Source organism: Alcaligenes sp. RM2 (assembly GCF_052931795.1).
In genome coordinates this window covers 1-16,098 of the sequence record NZ_JBRFIO010000006.1, presented here as the reverse complement: position 1 = coordinate 16,098, position 16,098 = coordinate 1, and the positions used below count along the sequence as shown (strand labels likewise).

Here is a 16,098-nt window from a genome sequence, read left to right as displayed (position 1 = left end):
ATGAAACTCGGTTTTTGCGGTTTGGGATTGATGGGTGCTGCCATGGTGCAGCGCCTGCTGAAAGCGGGTCACGAGGTCAAAGTCTGGAATCGCTCCCGGGAAAAGGCCGAGCCGCTGGCAGCGCTCGGCGCGCAGATTGTGGGCACGCCACGTGAAGCGGCTGAAGGCACCGACGGCGTCTTGTTATGCCTGTTTGATGCCAAGGCTGCCGAGGCCGTGGTGTTCGGTGCGGACGGGATTGCTCAGGCTGTGGGCCTTAAATGGCTGGTGGATCATTCCAGTATTGACCCTGAGGCCACACGCAAATTGGCCGCCCGTTTGCAGGAAAGTTGCGGAGCGGACTGGATTGATGCTCCGGTGTCTGGCGGTATTCCAGGTGTGGAGGCCGGTACGCTGGCCATCATGACGGGCGGCAGTGAAACCCATATGGCTGAAGCCGAGGCCGCCATGCGCGCCTATGCCGGCAATATTACGCATATGGGGCCTTCCGGTACCGGGCAGGCGACCAAGCTGTGCAACCAGGCCATCGTGGCGACCTCGATTGCGGCGTTGGCCGAAGCCATTGGCTTTGCCCAGCGCAATAACATCAATGTGGACAAGCTGGCGCCCGCGCTGGCGGGCGGTTGGGCGGATTCCAAGCCTTTGCAGATCTTTGCTCCGCGCATGATAGAAGCCCAGGCAAAAAGCATCGGTGCGCTGTCCACCATGCTCAAGGATATCGATACCTTGATCGCCAATGCTCAACAAAGCGGTGCGCCTATGCCGGTTGCGGCCAGCGTGCAGCAAATGTTGCGCGTGGCAAGCGCCATGGGTTTGGGTCAGGCCGAAGTGTCTGCCTTGGTCAGCGTTGTGCTGCCTGAGCAGCGTGATGCCTTCCTTCGCCAGATAGACGCATAAGACAGGCGGCCCCATGCAACTATCCGCTAATCTCAGCTGGTTGTATCGGCATCTGGATTGGAGCGAACGTTTCGAGGCTGCAGCGGCTGACGGTTTTCAGGGCGTCGAGATTTTACTGCCCTATGACTATGCACCCGGCTGGTACGCCAGTCAGTTGCAAGCCGCCAAGCTGGAACTGACACTGATCAATACGCCGATAGGCGAGGGGCAGGGCAGGTTGGGCTGGGCGGCCATTCCCGGCGCACAGGCGCAGTTTCAGGAGGCCTTTGATCGCGCCCGTGCTGTGGCACAGGCTACCGGCTGCCGCCGTATTCATGTGATGGCGGGTGACGTCAGCCCTTTTGCACAGCAAGACTGTCGGGCCGCACTGCTCAGTAATCTGGAACAGGCTTTGGCCCTGGCTGAAGCGGATGATCTGGTGCTGACGCTGGAGGCGCTCAACCGCAGCGATATGGCCGGGTACTTCTATTATTTGCCCGAGCAAGTCATTGAGGTGCTCCAGCATTTCAATTCCCCGCGCCTGCGTCTGCAGTTTGATTACTACCACTGCGTCAAAGAAAGTCTGGATGTCCCGTCCAGCGTGGCAGTCTGTGCTCCCTGGATTGGCTATGTGCAGATCGCGGGTGCCGATGGTCGTTACGAGCCTGATCTTGCACAGCATGATTTGCTGGCAGGCGTAGCCGCTTTGCCCGCCTTGGCTTACGACAGCTGGCTGGGTTGCGAGTATCAGCCTCGCGGCTTGCCTTCAGAAGGTTTGGCTTGGTGCCAGCCCTTGCGTGATCGTGGTGTGCTAGCTGCGCCACGTCAGCGTGATGCTGCTTGCATGCAGGCTGCCGGGAGATAAGCCATGAAGCACGTCTTGATTACCGGCGCCAACGGCTACATCGGCCAAGCGCTTGCTCGTGCGGCGGCCAAACTGCTTGCGGCTAATGAGATTCAAAGCCTGACGCTGACGGATTTGGCTTTTGAAGAGCAAGGCTATCCCCACCTGCCTGGACTGCGTTGCATTAGTGGTGACTTGTCCGATAAAGCCGTGCTGGGGGCGGTGCTAACGCCAGCACCCGACACGGTTTTCCATCTGGCCTCGGTGACCAGTCGGCTGGCTGAAGAGAATTTTGCACGGGGTTTGCGCGTCAATATAGACGGCACGATAGGCTTGTTTGAGCATCTGCGACAGCAAGGCCAGTGTCCCGTTGTGGTGTATGCCAGCAGTATCGGTGTCTTTGGTACGCCACTGCCCCAGCAGGTGGATGACAACACGCCCGTCGCACCCACTTTAAGTTACGGAACGCAGAAGCGGATGGTGGAACTGCTGCTTGCCGATTACAGCCGCCGGGGTTTTCTGGATGGCCGCTCGGTTCGCTTGCCTACTGTGGTTGCCCGCCCCATGACTGCTGAAACGGCCTTGTCTTCATTTGCCAGCTCTTTGATCCATGCCTTGGCTGCTGGAAGCACTTACGAGTGCCCCATCGGCCCGCAAGGCTGGATCTGGCTGCTTTCCTTGCCCGCCTGTGTGCAGCACCTTCTGACAACAGCGAGCCTGGAAGCCGCTCGCTTGCCCGCTGGTCGGGTGTGGAATCTTCCCGCCCAGCGTCTTCAGGTGGCAGACCTGGTACAGGCTGCCAAATCCCGCTATGGCCGGGGGGCCGATGCGGGATTGAGCTTTCAGTCCAACCCTCAGTTTGACCAGCAGTTTGCCCAGTGGCCGCCTTTGACAACGGCAATCGCCACGCAGTTGGGTATGCATCATGACGGCGATGCCGAAACCTTGATTGAGCAGGCCCTTGTCTCCTGACGGGCCTGGCTAACTATACCTATAACGAACTACCACCAAAAAAGGATTTCCCCATGAAGAATCGATGGATTTCTCGCCTGTTGGGTATGGCCTTAACCAGCCTGGCAGTGGCAGCTGGTCCCGCAAAAGCGGACAAGCCTGTGGAGCTGACTTTCTCTGCCTGGATTCCGCAAACGCATGTGCTGGTGGCGAACTTCATGAAGCCCTGGGCCAAAGAGGTGGAGCAGGCCACTGAAGGGCGCGTCAAGATCAACTTTCTGACCAAGGCCGTGACCAACCCGGTAGGGCACCTGGATGCGGTACGCAATGGGATTGTGGATCTGGCCTTTATTTCCTATTCCTATTACCCCGGCAATTTTGATTTGATGAAGTTTGCCATGCTGCCGTTCTCGGGCAATAGCGCCGAGTCTACTTCGCTGGCGGCCTGGGACATCTATAGCAAGTACCTGCAAGATGCCAAAGAGCATCGCGGTATCAAATTGCTAGGCATTTATGGTCATGGCCCAGGCAGCGTCTACACCACTGACAAGCAGGTACAGAACATTGCCGACTTCGAGGGCCTGAAGCTGCGCATTGGTGGTGGCATGCAGGCCGACTTGTCCAAGGCCCTGAAGGTGAACGCGGTTGTGAAGCCCGCCTCCGAATCGTATGAGCTGCTGAGCACTGGCGTGGTGGACGGCGTGCTGTTCCCGCCCGAGTCTGTGGCCTCTTTCCGCCTGGATACGGTGGTCAAGCACGCCACGGTTTTTCCCGGTGGCCTCTATGCGGATCTGCACGGCATCATCATGAACCCGAGCGCCTTTGATCGTTTGTCTGAAAAAGACCGCGAGATTCTGATGAGCCTGTCCGGTGAGCATATTGCTCGCCTGGGCGGCAAGGCCTGGGGGGATGCAGACGTGGCCGCCATGAAGATCCTGGAAGAGCACAAGGTGCAGTTTCACCCTGCCAGCGATGAGCTGATCGCCGCCGTTAAAGAGCGCACGGCATCCTTCGAGCAGGCATGGCTGGATGCCGCCAAGGCCAAGGGCATAGACGGGCCTGCTGTACTGGCCGAGTTCCGTGCCGACCTGAAGCAGCGGGAAAGCGCGAATTGATCAGCACACGCAGACTGTCTTGAACCTGCTGTGCGCCTCGTGCGCCAGCAGTCCCGGAGCTACAAAGCATGAACTCCATTCTCTCTTTATTAAGAGCGGGTCTTCGACGTTTGACCGAGTTATGCATGGTCTCGCTGGCCTTGCTGACTCTGGCTGATGTATTAGGGCGCTACATTTTCAACGTATCGGTCATGGGGGCGGTAGAGCTGACCGAAATATTGATGGTAGGTGTCATTTTCTGCGGCATCGTGTTTGCCACCATGGAGCGTGAACACGTTGTTGTTGATTTAGTGCCTATTCCGGGTGGGGAGAAGGGTGTCCGTGTAGTCCATGTCACCAGCCACCTGCTGGCCGCTGGAATCAGTGCCTTGCTGGCCATGGTCAGCTGGACACAAGCCGAGTCGGCGGCCGAATACCTGGATCAGACCACTTTGCTGGGGCTGCCACTGGCTCCGGTTGTTTATTTCATGAGCATCATGCTGTTCGTCAACACCATCGTGGAGCTGGCTCAGCTTCGCCGGGATCTGAACGCAGACACCGCCCATCTGGAAGAAGAGGCACAGAATGACTGAAGCACTGATTGGCTTTGCAGCCATGCTCCTCTTGATCTTCCTACGGGTACCGGTGGCGTTTTCCATGGCCCTGGTGGGCTTTATTGGCGTTGGCATCATGCGCAATTGGCCCTCTGCCTATGCCATGACCGGCTCGGTCGTGCGTGAAAGCGGTTTTCAGTACTTGCTGTCCGTACTGCCGCTGTTCATCTTGATGGGTAATTTCATTACTCAAGCCAAGTTGTCCAAAGAACTGTATGCGGCGGCGTATGCCTTCCTGGGCCATCGTAAAGGCGGTTTGGCCATGTCTACGGTGGTGGCCTGTGGTGGCTTTGGTGCGGTGTGTGGCTCCAGCCTGGCAACAGCGGCCACCATGTCCAAGGTGGCTTATCCGGAAATGCGCAGACTGGGCTATAGCCGTGCGCTGGCTTCCGGTTCCATCGCTGCCGGTGGCACGCTGGGCATTCTGATTCCGCCCTCTATTGTCATGGTGGTCTATGCCATCTTGACCGAGCAAAGCATAGGCAAGATGTTTGCTGCCGGTATTTTGCCAGGCCTGCTGGCCATTATTTTCTATCTTCTGGCGGTGCGCTGGACGATCTGGCGTGACCCCAATGCGGGCCCTCCCGGCGAGCGCATGAGCTGGAAAGAGCGTTTGCTTGCGTTGCGCGATGTCTGGGGCGTGCTGGTGCTGTTCATCATCGTCATGGGCGGTATTTACGGCGGGATCTTCAGTTCTACCGAAGCGGCGGGGATTGGTGCGTGTGGTGCCTTCCTGTTCGCGCTGTTGCGTGGCCGTTTGACCTGGCAAGTGCTTTCCAACGTGCTGGTCGAGTCGGCGCGTACCACGGGGATGCTGTTCATGGTGCTGATCGGAGCCTTGCTGTTTTCCAGCTTCATCAACTTCACCTCCATGCCTGGCGATTTGCAGGATTGGGTGCAACAGTTCGATATGAGCCCGATCGTGGTGATTCTGCTGATTTGCGCGATTTACATCGTGCTGGGCAGTGTGTTGGAAAGTATGTCCATGGTCTTGCTGACCGTGCCTATTTTCTACCCCTTGGTGCAGCACCTGGGCTTTGACCTGATCTGGTTCGGCATCATCGTGGTGGTGGTTACGGAAATCAGCTTCATCACCCCGCCCGTGGGCATGAACGTGATGGTCCTGAAAAGCCTGCTGCCCGACGTGAAGATGAGCACGCTGTATCGGGGTGTGATTCCCTTCGTGGTAGCCGACGTTTTCCGCCTGGCGGTGCTTTTGGCCTTCCCGGTCATCTCGCTGCTTTTGCCCAAATACCTTGGATAAAAACGGATTCGCAATATGATTATCGACCAAAGAACCTACACCATCCCCACCGGCCTGCTGCGCGATTTCCTGTCCTTGTACGCGACGGAAGGACGTGCCATACAGATCGAATATCTGGGCCCCTGCCACGGCTACTACACCACGGAAGTGGGCGAGTTGAATCAGGTGGTGCACCTGTGGGCATACGAAGATATGGCTGACCGAGAGGCCCGTCGTAATGCCTTGGAGGCTGACCCCCGCTGGTTGGCCTATCGCCGTAAAGCCGCCGCTGCGGGGCATGTCATACGCCAGAGCAATGCACTGTTGAAACAAGTCGATTTCGACGTTTTTACGAGCGAATGATGACCATGAGCCAGAAAATTCTTCAAGCCTGCCCCTTGCCATCACCGCTGGCGGGCAAACTGCCCGCCTTGTGCCCGGTCGAAACCCTGAGCGATGCGCCTGATCAAGCGGCGTTCTTGCGTGAGCACGGAGCTGAATTCACGGTGCTGATCACCACCGGAACGCAGGGTGCAGACAAGGCACTGATTGATGCCTTGCCAAACCTGAAAGCGATTTGTAGCTTGGGCGTTGGCTACGATGCCATCGACCTGGATGCCGTCCGTGCGCGTGGGGTGATGCTGAGCAATACGCCGGATGTTCTCAACGATTGTGTGGCCGACTTGGCTATTGGTTTGTTGATCGATGTGGTGCGTGGCATTTCGGCCTCTGACCGTCATGTCCGGCGTGGCGACTGGCCGCGTGTCGGCCCGACCATGCCCAGCACTCGGGTCAGTGGCAAGCGCCTGGGCATGTTAGGCATGGGCCGAGTAGGCCAGGCGATTGCACGTCGCGCGATCGGCTTTGATATGGAAATCCGCTATCACACACGCAGTGCGAAGCCCCAATTGCCTTGGCGGCACGAACCTTCATTGCTGGCTTTGGCGCAATGGTGCGATTTCCTTATTGTCGCTTGCCCAGGCAGCCCAGAAACGTATCATCTGGTGTCTGCCCAGGTCTTGAAAGCTCTCGGGCCCAACGGCTACCTTATCAACGTCGCTCGTGGGTCTGTGGTGGATGAAAAAGCATTGGTGGCGGCCCTTGAGAATGGCCAATTAGGCGGCGCCGGGCTGGATGTGTTCGAGAACGAACCCGATGTGCCTGCCGCGTTGCTGAGTAACGAGCGGGTAGTAGTGCTACCCCATGTAGGGAGCGCAACCCGTGAAACCCGAGCCGCCATGTGCGAACTGGTGGTGAAGAATGTGGAGCGTTTCGTTACGCAAGGCAGTCTTGTGACGCCGGTTAGATTGTAAAGACTGCCTCAGGAATAATGCAGCGGTTTCAAGCTTCTGGCTTGAACCGCTGTTTCTTTCTGAGCAAGTGTTAGCCAGTATTGTCTGGTTTGCAAAGTGTTGAGTACTTGTTAAGCACCAGGTTACGAAGTTGCCCTATTTATAGGGTTGGAATAACGGCTCTGTTTTCGACTGACGACCAAGTGCTGAATCTGGAGATGGGTCGTATTAGTGAGAAGTCCGTGAAGAGCAGGAGTTAGCTAGCCAAGGTGTCGGTGTATCTTTTTGGTCGACCCTTGTACGATCCACCGTTTGCCCGTCGTCAGATTGGTCGCCTGTTCTTGCCAAAACTTTCTCCTTTGGCTGAGCAGAAACAGACGTGTTTTCTTTGCATGGAGCGGTGCTTTCAACTATATACTTGATGCTTAAACAATTAAATTGAATCGGGTCTTGAACGCCCGGCATCAGGTGGGAGACAGCTTGCATCATGCGGCTCAATATTCAGGATTTTCAGTTAGCGGCTCAAAGTAGCCTGCCACGCTTTGTCTATGATTATGTCGCAGGCGGGGCGGAGGATGAGCTTTGTCTGGCACGCAATCAGGCAGATTTGCAGGCTCTGACTTTATCGCCACGTAGTCTGCGTGATACGTCGGCGGTATCAACAGAAATAGAGGTCTTTGGACGCCGATGGGCTGCGCCTTTTGGTGTCGCTCCCGTTGGCTTGATCGATGTCGTGCGTCCACGTGGGGATCTGCACGCGGCGCGTGCCGCAGGCAAGGCGGGCTTGCCGTACATTTTGTCCACCGCCTCCAATAGCCCTTTGGAACAAGTGCGTGAGGCCTGTGAAGGCCCATGCTGGATGCAGTTGTATGTGATGCAAGACAGAGGCATGGCCAACTCCATTCTGGATCGCGCCCGCCAAGCCGGGTTCGAGGCCTTGGTTTTGACCGTCGATGTGCCTGTAGGCGGCTATAGAGAAAAGGACATACGCCATGGCTTCAAACTGCCGTTCCGTCCAGGCCCCCGCTTATTGCTGGATATGGCTTCGCAGCCGCGCTGGTTGTGGCGCCAAGCCTGGGCGGGACAGCCCCAGTTCGTCAACTTGATGCCTACAGAAGGGGCCAGTTCAGCCCAGGCGCAAGCGGCCTTGCTGGCACGGAGTATGGACCGTCGTCTGGTGTGGGATGATGTTTCCTGGCTACGTTCCAAGTGGGACGGTCCGTTGCTGGTCAAAGGTGTGCTCCATTCTGAAGATGCACGTCAGGCCTTGCATTACGGTGTCGATGGGCTGATTGTGTCCAATCACGGTGGCCGACAACTGGACTGTGCTCCTTCAACAATCAGCGTTCTCCCGCACATCATGGAGATCATCCAAACGCAGATGCCGGTGTTTATCGATAGCGGCTTTCGGCGTGGTGCCGATGTCGCCAAAGCCATCGCTTGTGGGGCGACGGGTGCATTCCTGGGACGTGCTGTCGCTTACGGTTTGGCACAAGGTGGCGAGCAGGGTGTCTCTGACGTGTTGGGCTTGGTCGCTCAGGAGCTGGAGCGGACGATGGTCCTGCTAGGGGCTGCATGTCCGGAGGATCTGGCCCAATGTCTTGTATGCTCTATCGAGTAAGGTATCCGACGCCCGCTGCAATCCGCGGCGAGAAATTTACTCTTCGGAGGTATGGCTTGTGAAAGGAAGCTGTCTTTGCCAAGGCGTGGTCTTTGAGATTACTGGCTCCATTACGAACCTGCTCTATTGCCATTGCAGCATGTGTCGCAAGTCGCATGGGTCTGCGTTCAGGGCGCGGGGCAAGGTCAAGACCCAGGAGTTTCATTGGCGTTGCGGTCAGGAGCTGCTGCGGTTTTATGAGTCATCGCCAGGAGAGCGCCGGGGTTTTTGCTTCCAGTGCGGATCAAATATTCTGACTAAATTCGATCAAAAACCAGAAGAGCTGGGCTTGGCGTTAGGGGTGTTGGACGATGACCCGGGTCTGCGGCCCACTTGTCACGTTTTCGTGGGCTCAAAAGCCTCGTGGCATGAGATTGGGGATGACTTGCCCCAATATGAGGGATGGGCACCCAGTTAGATGGTGCTGTCTCTCAAATGCCTATAGTCGTTTGTGTGGAACGGTTTGCAAGAGCGTCAGCAGGTCGAGCATCAGAGCGCTGCATGGGGAATCAAGACGATGGATGGCCAGCCATCGACGTTGCAAGCTCAACTCGTTAAGCGGCAGTTTTTCCAGGCGATCTTGGGCTTTTCGCAAAATCTGCGTCGGAATAAAACACAGCAGATCCGTATGGGCCAAGATGTCGATGACAGCTTCGATATTGTGTTGAATTTCAAGTATGACCTTAGGGGGAGCCAGCCCCAGGGAGTGATGGCAAGATTCGATGTGATCTCTGGCCTTGTCCCCCCGGCTGGGCAACGCCCAACCGTAGGCCAGTGTCTGTGCAAGGTCAATGGGCTGGCGCGATTGCTGGATCGCCAGCGCCAAAGGGTGGCCGATCCGTGCAGCCACTACGAGTTCATCGCTGCCCAAGTCAGTCTGGTGGGTGATCTGCGCGATGGGATCGTAGTTCGGGATGATGATGAGATCGAGCGCGCCATTGTCCAGCTTGAGCGTTAACTGGGCTGACTTGTCCACATCGAGCTTGACGCGTAAACCGGGGCGACGGCGAATCAGTGTTGCGATAGCTTGGGGAATGATACTGGCCGAGGTTGCCAGTGTCAGGCCTATGCGAACCAGACCAATATGCCCTGCTTGGATATCGTTAGCGGCGCGTTGCAAGTCCAGATGCTGCTGGACTAGTCTGCGAGCGGGCGGCAGAAACTGCAGTCCTTCTACCGTCAATACGACGCCGTGATTGCTGCGATGAAACAGAGGCGTACCCACTGCGGCCTCCAGACGTCGGATGATTTTAGTGACCGCTGGTTGCGTCAATTGTAAGGCGTCTGCCGCGCGGCTGAATTGACCATGATCCACGACGGCCAGAAAGCAAGCAAGATCGTTGTATGAATAGGCCATGACAGACTTGAAAGTGTATGTACAGGGTTTCGCCCCTGTCAGCGCGGCTGCCTCGGGGAAATTTCAGTATGCCTTATTGTCATGTATTTTTCACTCTTTGGTTATGGAGAAGAATAGTGATTTAGATAAAGTTTTTACTTCAATAATATAAGGAGACAAACTGATGACACAGCCTAATATTGTCTTGATCATGGCCGACAACCTTGGGTGGGGGGAGCTGGGGTGCTATGGAGGCGGAGCCTTACGTGGCGCCCCAACGCCGCGCATTGATGCACTGGCAAAGCAAGGCATTTTGCTGCACAACTACAATGTTGAAAGTGATTGCGTGCCGACGCGCTCGGCACTGATGACAGGGCGCCATCCTATCCGCACCGGTGCCTTGCAATCAGTGCCGGCCGGATTACCGCAGGGTATTAGTCGCCGGGAAATCACACTGGCACAATTGCTGTCGGGCCAAGGGTATGCGACTGCCCATTTTGGCAAATGGCATTTGGGCGATGTGGCTGGCCGCTATCCGTCAGATCGCGGCTTTGACGAATGGTACGGCATCCCTAGAACAACGGACGAAAGTCAGTTCACGGCCACCATCGGCTACGATCCCTCGGTGGCGCCTTTGCCGCATATCATGCAGGGCAAGGTAGGCGAGTCGTCCATCCAAGTGAAAGAATATGATCTGGCGGCACGCCGCCAGATCGATGCAGAACTGGTGGCACACTCCCTGGATTTCATGGCACGCAATCATGCACAGGGCACGCCTTTTTTCCTGTATCTCCCTTTGGTTCACTTGCACTTTCCGACCTTGGCGCATCCGGATTTTGTCGGGCGTACCGGTCAGGGAGAGTTTGCCGACTCCATGGCGGAAATGGATTTTCGTGTCGGCCAAGTGATCGATCAGGTAGACAGGTTGGGTATTGCCGAGAACACACTGCTTATTTTCTGCAGCGATAACGGCCCCGAGTTTCGTCAACCCTACCGCGGCACGGCTGGGCCCTGGCGTGGAACGTATCACACTGCAATGGAGGGTAGTCTGCGCGTGCCGTTCATTGCCCGTTGGCCCGGCAAGATCGCTGCGGATATCGTCAGCAACGAGATCGTGCATGTCACGGACATTTACACCACGTTAGCCCACGTTGCAGGCGCCGCTATTCCACAGGATCGGCCGATAGACGGGGTTAACCAGCTTGATTTTTTGTGCGGCAAGCAAAGTAAGTCCGCTCGCGAGGGTTTTCTGTTTTACATCAAGGACACGTTGCGGGCCGTGAAGTGGCGGGAATGGAAGCTGCATTTCTACTGGGAGCCCGAAGTCAATGAAAGTAAAGGCAAACTCGAGTCTCCCTATTTGTTCAATTTGATCCGAGATCCTAAGGAAGAGCACGACGTATCGGTTTTTAACACTTGGGCATTCAATCCGATCTTGCGCATGGTCAAACAGTTCAACGACAGCTGTGTGCAGTATCCCAACACCCGTCCCGGTACGGACGATTGATCGGGCGATCAAGGAGTCATTCATGAGAAAAAGCATTCAAAGATGGACTCTGGCTGCGACAATCGCCACGGGGGTGGTCTCTCAGGCGCTGGCCAATGAACAGCTTGCCTGGCCTCAGGCAAAGCCGATTACGTGGGTGGTGGGGTTCGTCGCAGGCGGAAGCATAGATGCGTTAACACGCCAAGTTGCTCGCCGGCTGGAGGACGAGTTAGGACAGACCATCGTTGTTGAAAATCGGCCTGGCGCTGCCGGAGCGATTGCGCTATTGCATGTCAGCAAGGCGGCACCCGATGGCTATACGTTGATCACGATCCCCGGCCCCGCCTTGTCCGCGCGCCCCCTGCCCGAAGTGGGACGCGATATGGCAGCGGTCGCCGTGCTGGCGCGTGGGCCTATGGCTCTGGTGGGACCCGTATCCACTGCTCAGCCAGACCTGGCTTCGTTGTTACAAGCTGTGAAAGCTAATCCGGATCAATGGAGTTATGCCACCTCCGGCTTGGGCTCCTCCCAGCATCTGGCCGGCGAGCTTTTGAGCCACCTGACAGGCGCCAAGATGACCCACATCCCTTACAAAGGGGGCGGGCAGGCGATCTCCGACGTAGTCGGTAACCAAGTGCCCTTAGGAATGCTGGGTGTGGCACCGTTGCTACCCCAAATCCAAGAGGGGCGCTTGAAGGTCTATGCGGTGACTTCAAGCGTTCGATTGGCGAGCTTGCCCGACGTGCTAACTATGCAGGAGGCGGGCGTGGCGAGATACGAAGCAACGCAATGGTATGGTGTGCTTGCACCTAAAGGATTGGCAGATGACACCTTGCAGGTGCTCAATGCCAAGATCAACGAAATCATGTCCTCGGACGAGCTTAAGCCCACCCTGGAGACTGCCGGTGCGGTTACCAGTGCCCTGAGCCCTTCGCAGGCAGAGGCGTTTATCAAGCAGGACAATGAGGCCTGGAAAAAACTTGCCCAAGACGTGAAGTTGGAGCTGGAGTAAGGAAGTTGCCCCTTGCCAAGTAGCCAAAGTCCGGTTGCTGGCAATGGGGGTAAGACCGCTGCATTTGGTAGAGATCAAAAAACGGTCAAACTTCACGGCGTTCGCGATCGGCCATCTTTGACGTTAATATTCAACATTGGCGCCAGGGCTCAGGTAGACCCAAGTGAAATGCGTTTTCGCTGGCCAAAGGACAAGGCCCGACAGTGCCAAGAGTAGGGTGATGGGGCGCGGGTCAATATGGCCCCGAGCTCGATTAGCCAGATAGATAAAGCAGCAAAAAACAAAACGCCAAGCTTTTGAAAGCTTGGCGTTTTGTTTTATTCGTGGTGCCGGCTAAAGGAGTTGAACCCTCGACCTTCGCATTACAAGTGCGCTGCTCTACCAACTGAGCTAAGCCGGCGAATTGATGATTATAGCCGGAATTTTTGAGAAGAAGCAATCACCAGAAAAATAGTGCTCTTGCCCAAGACTCACAGGCTCGGCCAGTAAGTAGGTTCTGGTTATAAGAGCATGATGAAAATGTCGTTTTAAATGCCTTTTCCCCTACCCATAATCTGATCTATCCAAGCTGCGCTTATATAGATAGCACGCGATTGAACATCAGTGACGGGCTCCGAAGGCCGCGTCCGGGACCTTTGGGGAACACCATGAAATTGAAGTCTGTTGTTGGCTCTGCCTTGTTGTTGGCGTCTTTGCTGGGTGGCACGGCCAGTGCCCAAGTTTCTTTGCTAAACGCCTCGTTTGACGTGGCGCGCGAGACCTTTGCGGCGATCAATCCCAAGTTTGTTGAACACTGGAAAGCGACGACTGGTGAAGACATCAAGATTGACCAGTCGTTTGCAGGCACCTCCCGTCAGGCCCAGGACATTATTCAGGGCAAGAAAGTAGACACTGTCACCTTCAACCAGGTTACTGATATTGAATTCCTGGCCGAGCGCGGCGCGGTGGCCAAGGACTGGGCCAGCAAGTTCCCGAACAACAGCTCGCCTTACTACAGCACCATCGCTTTTCTGGTGCGCAAGGGCAATCCCAAGAACATCAAGTCCTGGGACGATCTTGTGCGTGACGATGTGAAGCTGGTGTTCCCGAACCCCAAGACCTCGGGTAATGCCCGCTACACCTATTTGGCGTCCTGGTTGTACGCCAATGAGGCTTTCGGCGGTGACGAAGCCAAGATCAAGGAGTTTGTCGGCAAGGTGCTGGGGAATGTAGAAAGCTTCCCCACAGGTGGTCGTGGTGCGACCGTGGCGTTTGCCCAGAATGGTCAGGGCGACGTTTTGCTGACCTTTGAATCCGAAGTGATCAATATTGCTGCCAGCGACGAGTTCAAGGGCAGCGAGCTGGAAGTGGTGGTGCCCCCTGTCAGCGTATTGGCCGAGTTCCCGGTAGCCGTGGTGGACCGTGTGGTCGACCAGAAAGGCACTCGCAAGGAAGCAACCGAATATCTGAAGTTCCAGTACACCCCCGAGATTCAGCGCCTGCTGGCTGGTTTCAACTACCGTGTGACGGATCCTGCCGTGGCCAAGGAGTTCGAGTCCAAGTACGCGCCGGTCAAGCTGATCAATCCTACTGATGTTCTGGGTTCCTGGACTGACATCCAGAGCCGCCACTTTGCTGCTAACGGGGTGTTGGACCAGTTGCTGGCCAAGTAATTCATGAGTCGTACTCTTGTGGGCGGGGCGCAGGATTCCGGGGCGAAGGCTGCGCTAAAGCCCATCTTCTTTCTGCGCCGCCCCGTCATGCCGGGTTTTGGACTGAGCTTTGGCTTTAGCGTCCTGTACCTGTCCATTATTGTGCTGCTGCCTTTGTCGGCCTTGTTCATGTACGTCAGTGACATGAGTCTGGCCGATTACTGGCGTGCGGTGACTGATAAACGCGTTGTCAGCAGTTATCAGGTCACGATCAGTGCCGCTTTTTACTCCACTGTGATTGCCAGTGTGGTGGGCTTCATCATTGCCTGGATTATCACGCGCTTTGAGTTTCCGGGGCGCCGTCTGATTGATGCTTTAGTGGACCTGCCGTTTGCCTTGCCAACGTCGGTAGCAGGTTTGACCTTGGCGACGCTATTTGTGCCTGGTGGCTGGTTTGGCCAGTTTCTGCCGGAGGGTTGGAAGGTTGCTTATCAATACCCCGGTATTGTTTTGGCCATGACGTTCACCAGTTTGCCCTTTGTGGTGCGTATCGTGCAGCCCGTGATTGAAGAGCTGGGTGCCGAGTATGAAGAGGTTGCCCACACCTTGGGTGCCAGTGGCTGGCAGACCTTCAGCAAGGTGGTGTTCCCACCGCTGATTCCTGCTCTGGTGACTGGAGCGTCTCAAGCTTTTATTCGTAGCCTGGGTGAGTTTGGCGCAGTCATCATGATTGCGGGCAATATTCCCTTCAAAACTGAAGTGTCGTCCCTGATGATTTTTGTGCGGCTGCAAGAGTTCAATTACCCGGCCGCTGCCGCGATTGCCTCGGTGATCTTGATCGCATCCTTGCTGCTCTTGTTCACCTTGCAGATGGTGCAGAATCGTCTATTAGGCTGGCAGCGGAGGGCACCATGAGAAAAACACCTAAAAGCACGGCAGACCGCCTGATTTTGGCCTTGGGCATTGTGTTGGTGCTGGGGCTGCTGGTAGTCCCCTTGGTACTGATTTTCTCCAAAGCCTTGGGCGATGGTTTGCCTGCCTTGTGGAGCAATCTGCAAGAGGACTATATGCTGCATGCCATCGGGTTGACTCTGTTTGTGGCGGTGCTGACGGTGCCCCTGAATATGGTCTTTGGCATCTTGCTGGCCTGGTGTCTGACGCATTACCAGTTCCGTGGTCGTCGTCTGCTAAGTACCTTGGTGGATTTGCCTTACGCGGTCTCTCCGGTGGTGGCGGGCCTGTGTTACCTGGTGGTCTACGGTGTGGAGTCGTCCCTGGGGCAATGGCTAAGCGCGCGTGATATTCAGTTGATGTTCGCCTGGCCGGGTATCTTGATGGTCACTATCTTTGTGACGACGCCTTATGTGGCTCGTATCCTGATTCCCATCATGCAGGCTCAGGGCTCGGATGCACAGGCGGCGGCTCTAAGTCTGGGCGCCAATGGCTGGCAGATCTTCTGGCATGTGACGCTGCCGGATATCAAATGGGCCTTGCTCTATGGCGTGGTGTTGACCAATGCCCGTGCGATTGGGGAGTTTGGGGCCGTGTCCGTGGTGTCGGGCACCATCATGAATCAGACTTTGACCTTGTCCTTGCTGGTGGATCAGCTGAACAACGATAACAAGGCAGCAGCGGCCTTTACAGCGGCTGCGCTGCTGGCGGTGTTCGCGATTGTGTCTGTGATGCTCAAGAGCCTGCTGGAGTGGCGTGTGGCGGCTGGACGTCGCCGTAATCAAGCGGAGGCAGTACAAGGGTAGATGGTGGGCTGGAGGCTTGGGAAATATTTTCAGTGGCGTTAGGTGGCTGAGTATTCCCTGAGGTGGTTTAAGTAGCTGATACTGATCTGCCAAGCCAAGCCAAGCCAAGCCAAGCCAAGCCAAGCCAAGCCAAGCTAAAGCCAAAGCTAGGGTGAATGCCGAGCTTGGAACCCAAATAAATAGAGCCCCATGTGAACTGCACCCCAAAAGTTGGACATTGATCCGACCTTTGGGGTGTTTTTCATGACGAAATACGATAGTCAGTTCAAGCTGTCCGTTGTTCATCGTTATCTATCAGAACA

Annotated in this window: 16 protein-coding genes and 1 tRNA gene; 15 read left to right on the top strand and 2 right to left on the bottom strand. The window is 56.1% G+C overall.

Annotated features, from left to right (window positions below):
* The 10 genes from ACU6HM_RS16700 (at window position 1) to ACU6HM_RS16655 (ending at window position 8,992) form a co-directional block, all read left to right on the top strand.
* Window positions 1-897: an NAD(P)-dependent oxidoreductase gene (locus ACU6HM_RS16700; protein ID WP_446764097.1), complete on the top strand. Its 897-nt coding sequence runs from the start codon at window positions 1-3 to the stop codon at window positions 895-897.
* A gap of 13 nt (window positions 898-910) precedes the next feature.
* Window positions 911-1,741 carry a hydroxypyruvate isomerase family protein gene (locus ACU6HM_RS16695; protein ID WP_268379519.1) on the top strand — a complete coding sequence of 277 codons (831 nt, stop codon included), beginning with the start codon at window positions 911-913 and terminating at the stop codon, window positions 1,739-1,741.
* 3 nt (window positions 1,742-1,744) lie between these two features.
* Complete coding sequence (locus ACU6HM_RS16690) at window positions 1,745-2,692, top strand: NAD-dependent epimerase/dehydratase family protein (RefSeq protein ID WP_321216607.1); 948 nt, start codon at window positions 1,745-1,747, stop codon at window positions 2,690-2,692.
* A gap of 53 nt (window positions 2,693-2,745) precedes the next feature.
* Complete coding sequence (locus tag ACU6HM_RS16685) at window positions 2,746-3,786, top strand: TRAP transporter substrate-binding protein (protein ID WP_021447249.1); 1,041 nt, start codon at window positions 2,746-2,748, stop codon at window positions 3,784-3,786.
* Between the two features lie 68 nt (window positions 3,787-3,854).
* Window positions 3,855-4,358, top strand: a complete 504-nt coding sequence (locus tag ACU6HM_RS16680; RefSeq protein WP_235332453.1) for a TRAP transporter small permease — start codon at window positions 3,855-3,857, stop codon at window positions 4,356-4,358.
* Complete coding sequence (locus tag ACU6HM_RS16675; protein WP_446764096.1) at window positions 4,351-5,643, top strand: TRAP transporter large permease; 1,293 nt, start codon at window positions 4,351-4,353, stop codon at window positions 5,641-5,643. Before ACU6HM_RS16680 ends, ACU6HM_RS16675 begins: the two co-directional genes overlap by 8 nt.
* 15 nt (window positions 5,644-5,658) lie before the next feature.
* The gene (locus tag ACU6HM_RS16670; protein WP_446764095.1) at window positions 5,659-5,985 is read left to right on the top strand and encodes an NIPSNAP family protein; all 327 of its coding nucleotides are present in this window, start codon (window positions 5,659-5,661) and stop codon (window positions 5,983-5,985) included.
* Complete coding sequence (locus ACU6HM_RS16665) at window positions 5,985-6,935, top strand: 2-hydroxyacid dehydrogenase (protein ID WP_250757268.1); 951 nt, start codon at window positions 5,985-5,987, stop codon at window positions 6,933-6,935. Before ACU6HM_RS16670 ends, ACU6HM_RS16665 begins: the two co-directional genes overlap by 1 nt.
* A 466-nt stretch (window positions 6,936-7,401) precedes the next feature.
* Window positions 7,402-8,535, top strand: a complete 1,134-nt coding sequence (locus ACU6HM_RS16660) for an alpha-hydroxy acid oxidase (protein WP_250756263.1) — start codon at window positions 7,402-7,404, stop codon at window positions 8,533-8,535.
* A gap of 58 nt (window positions 8,536-8,593) precedes the next feature.
* A complete protein-coding gene (locus ACU6HM_RS16655; protein ID WP_446764094.1) occupies window positions 8,594-8,992 on the top strand; it encodes a GFA family protein in 399 nt (132 codons plus the stop codon).
* A gap of 21 nt (window positions 8,993-9,013) precedes the next feature.
* On the opposite strand, the gene ACU6HM_RS16650 is transcribed toward ACU6HM_RS16655, so the two are convergent.
* Entirely contained in the window at window positions 9,014-9,931 is a 918-nt protein-coding gene (locus ACU6HM_RS16650) for a LysR family transcriptional regulator (protein ID WP_250756261.1), read from the bottom strand.
* A gap of 163 nt (window positions 9,932-10,094) precedes the next feature.
* Between ACU6HM_RS16650 and ACU6HM_RS16645 the strand changes: the two genes are divergently transcribed.
* Together ACU6HM_RS16645 and ACU6HM_RS16640 are read left to right on the top strand one after the other, a co-directional pair.
* Window positions 10,095-11,417 (top strand): arylsulfatase, encoded by a 1,323-nt coding sequence (locus ACU6HM_RS16645; protein WP_250756260.1) that lies wholly within the window; start codon window positions 10,095-10,097, stop codon window positions 11,415-11,417.
* A gap of 22 nt (window positions 11,418-11,439) precedes the next feature.
* Entirely contained in the window at window positions 11,440-12,408 is a 969-nt protein-coding gene (locus tag ACU6HM_RS16640) for a Bug family tripartite tricarboxylate transporter substrate binding protein (RefSeq protein WP_250756259.1), read from the top strand.
* A 324-nt stretch (window positions 12,409-12,732) separates the two neighbouring features.
* Here the strand turns inward: ACU6HM_RS16640 and ACU6HM_RS16635 are convergent.
* Window positions 12,733-12,808, bottom strand: a tRNA-Thr gene (locus ACU6HM_RS16635).
* A 247-nt stretch (window positions 12,809-13,055) separates the two neighbouring features.
* Here ACU6HM_RS16635 and cysP point away from each other — a divergent pair.
* Genes cysP through cysW form a run of 3 tightly spaced genes read left to right on the top strand, consistent with a single transcriptional unit; the run spans window position 13,056 to window position 15,796 of the window.
* On the top strand, window positions 13,056-14,060 hold the full coding sequence (gene cysP, locus ACU6HM_RS16630) for a thiosulfate ABC transporter substrate-binding protein CysP (protein WP_042485687.1): 1,005 nt from the start codon (window positions 13,056-13,058) through the stop codon (window positions 14,058-14,060).
* A 3-nt stretch (window positions 14,061-14,063) separates the two neighbouring features.
* The gene (gene cysT, locus ACU6HM_RS16625) at window positions 14,064-14,954 is read left to right on the top strand and encodes a sulfate ABC transporter permease subunit CysT (RefSeq protein WP_051359144.1); all 891 of its coding nucleotides are present in this window, start codon (window positions 14,064-14,066) and stop codon (window positions 14,952-14,954) included.
* Window positions 14,951-15,796, top strand: coding sequence for a sulfate ABC transporter permease subunit CysW (cysW, locus tag ACU6HM_RS16620; RefSeq protein ID WP_051316283.1), 846 nt, complete (start codon window positions 14,951-14,953; stop codon window positions 15,794-15,796). Before cysT ends, cysW begins: the two co-directional genes overlap by 4 nt.
* Window positions 15,797-16,098: the final 302 nt, after the last annotated feature.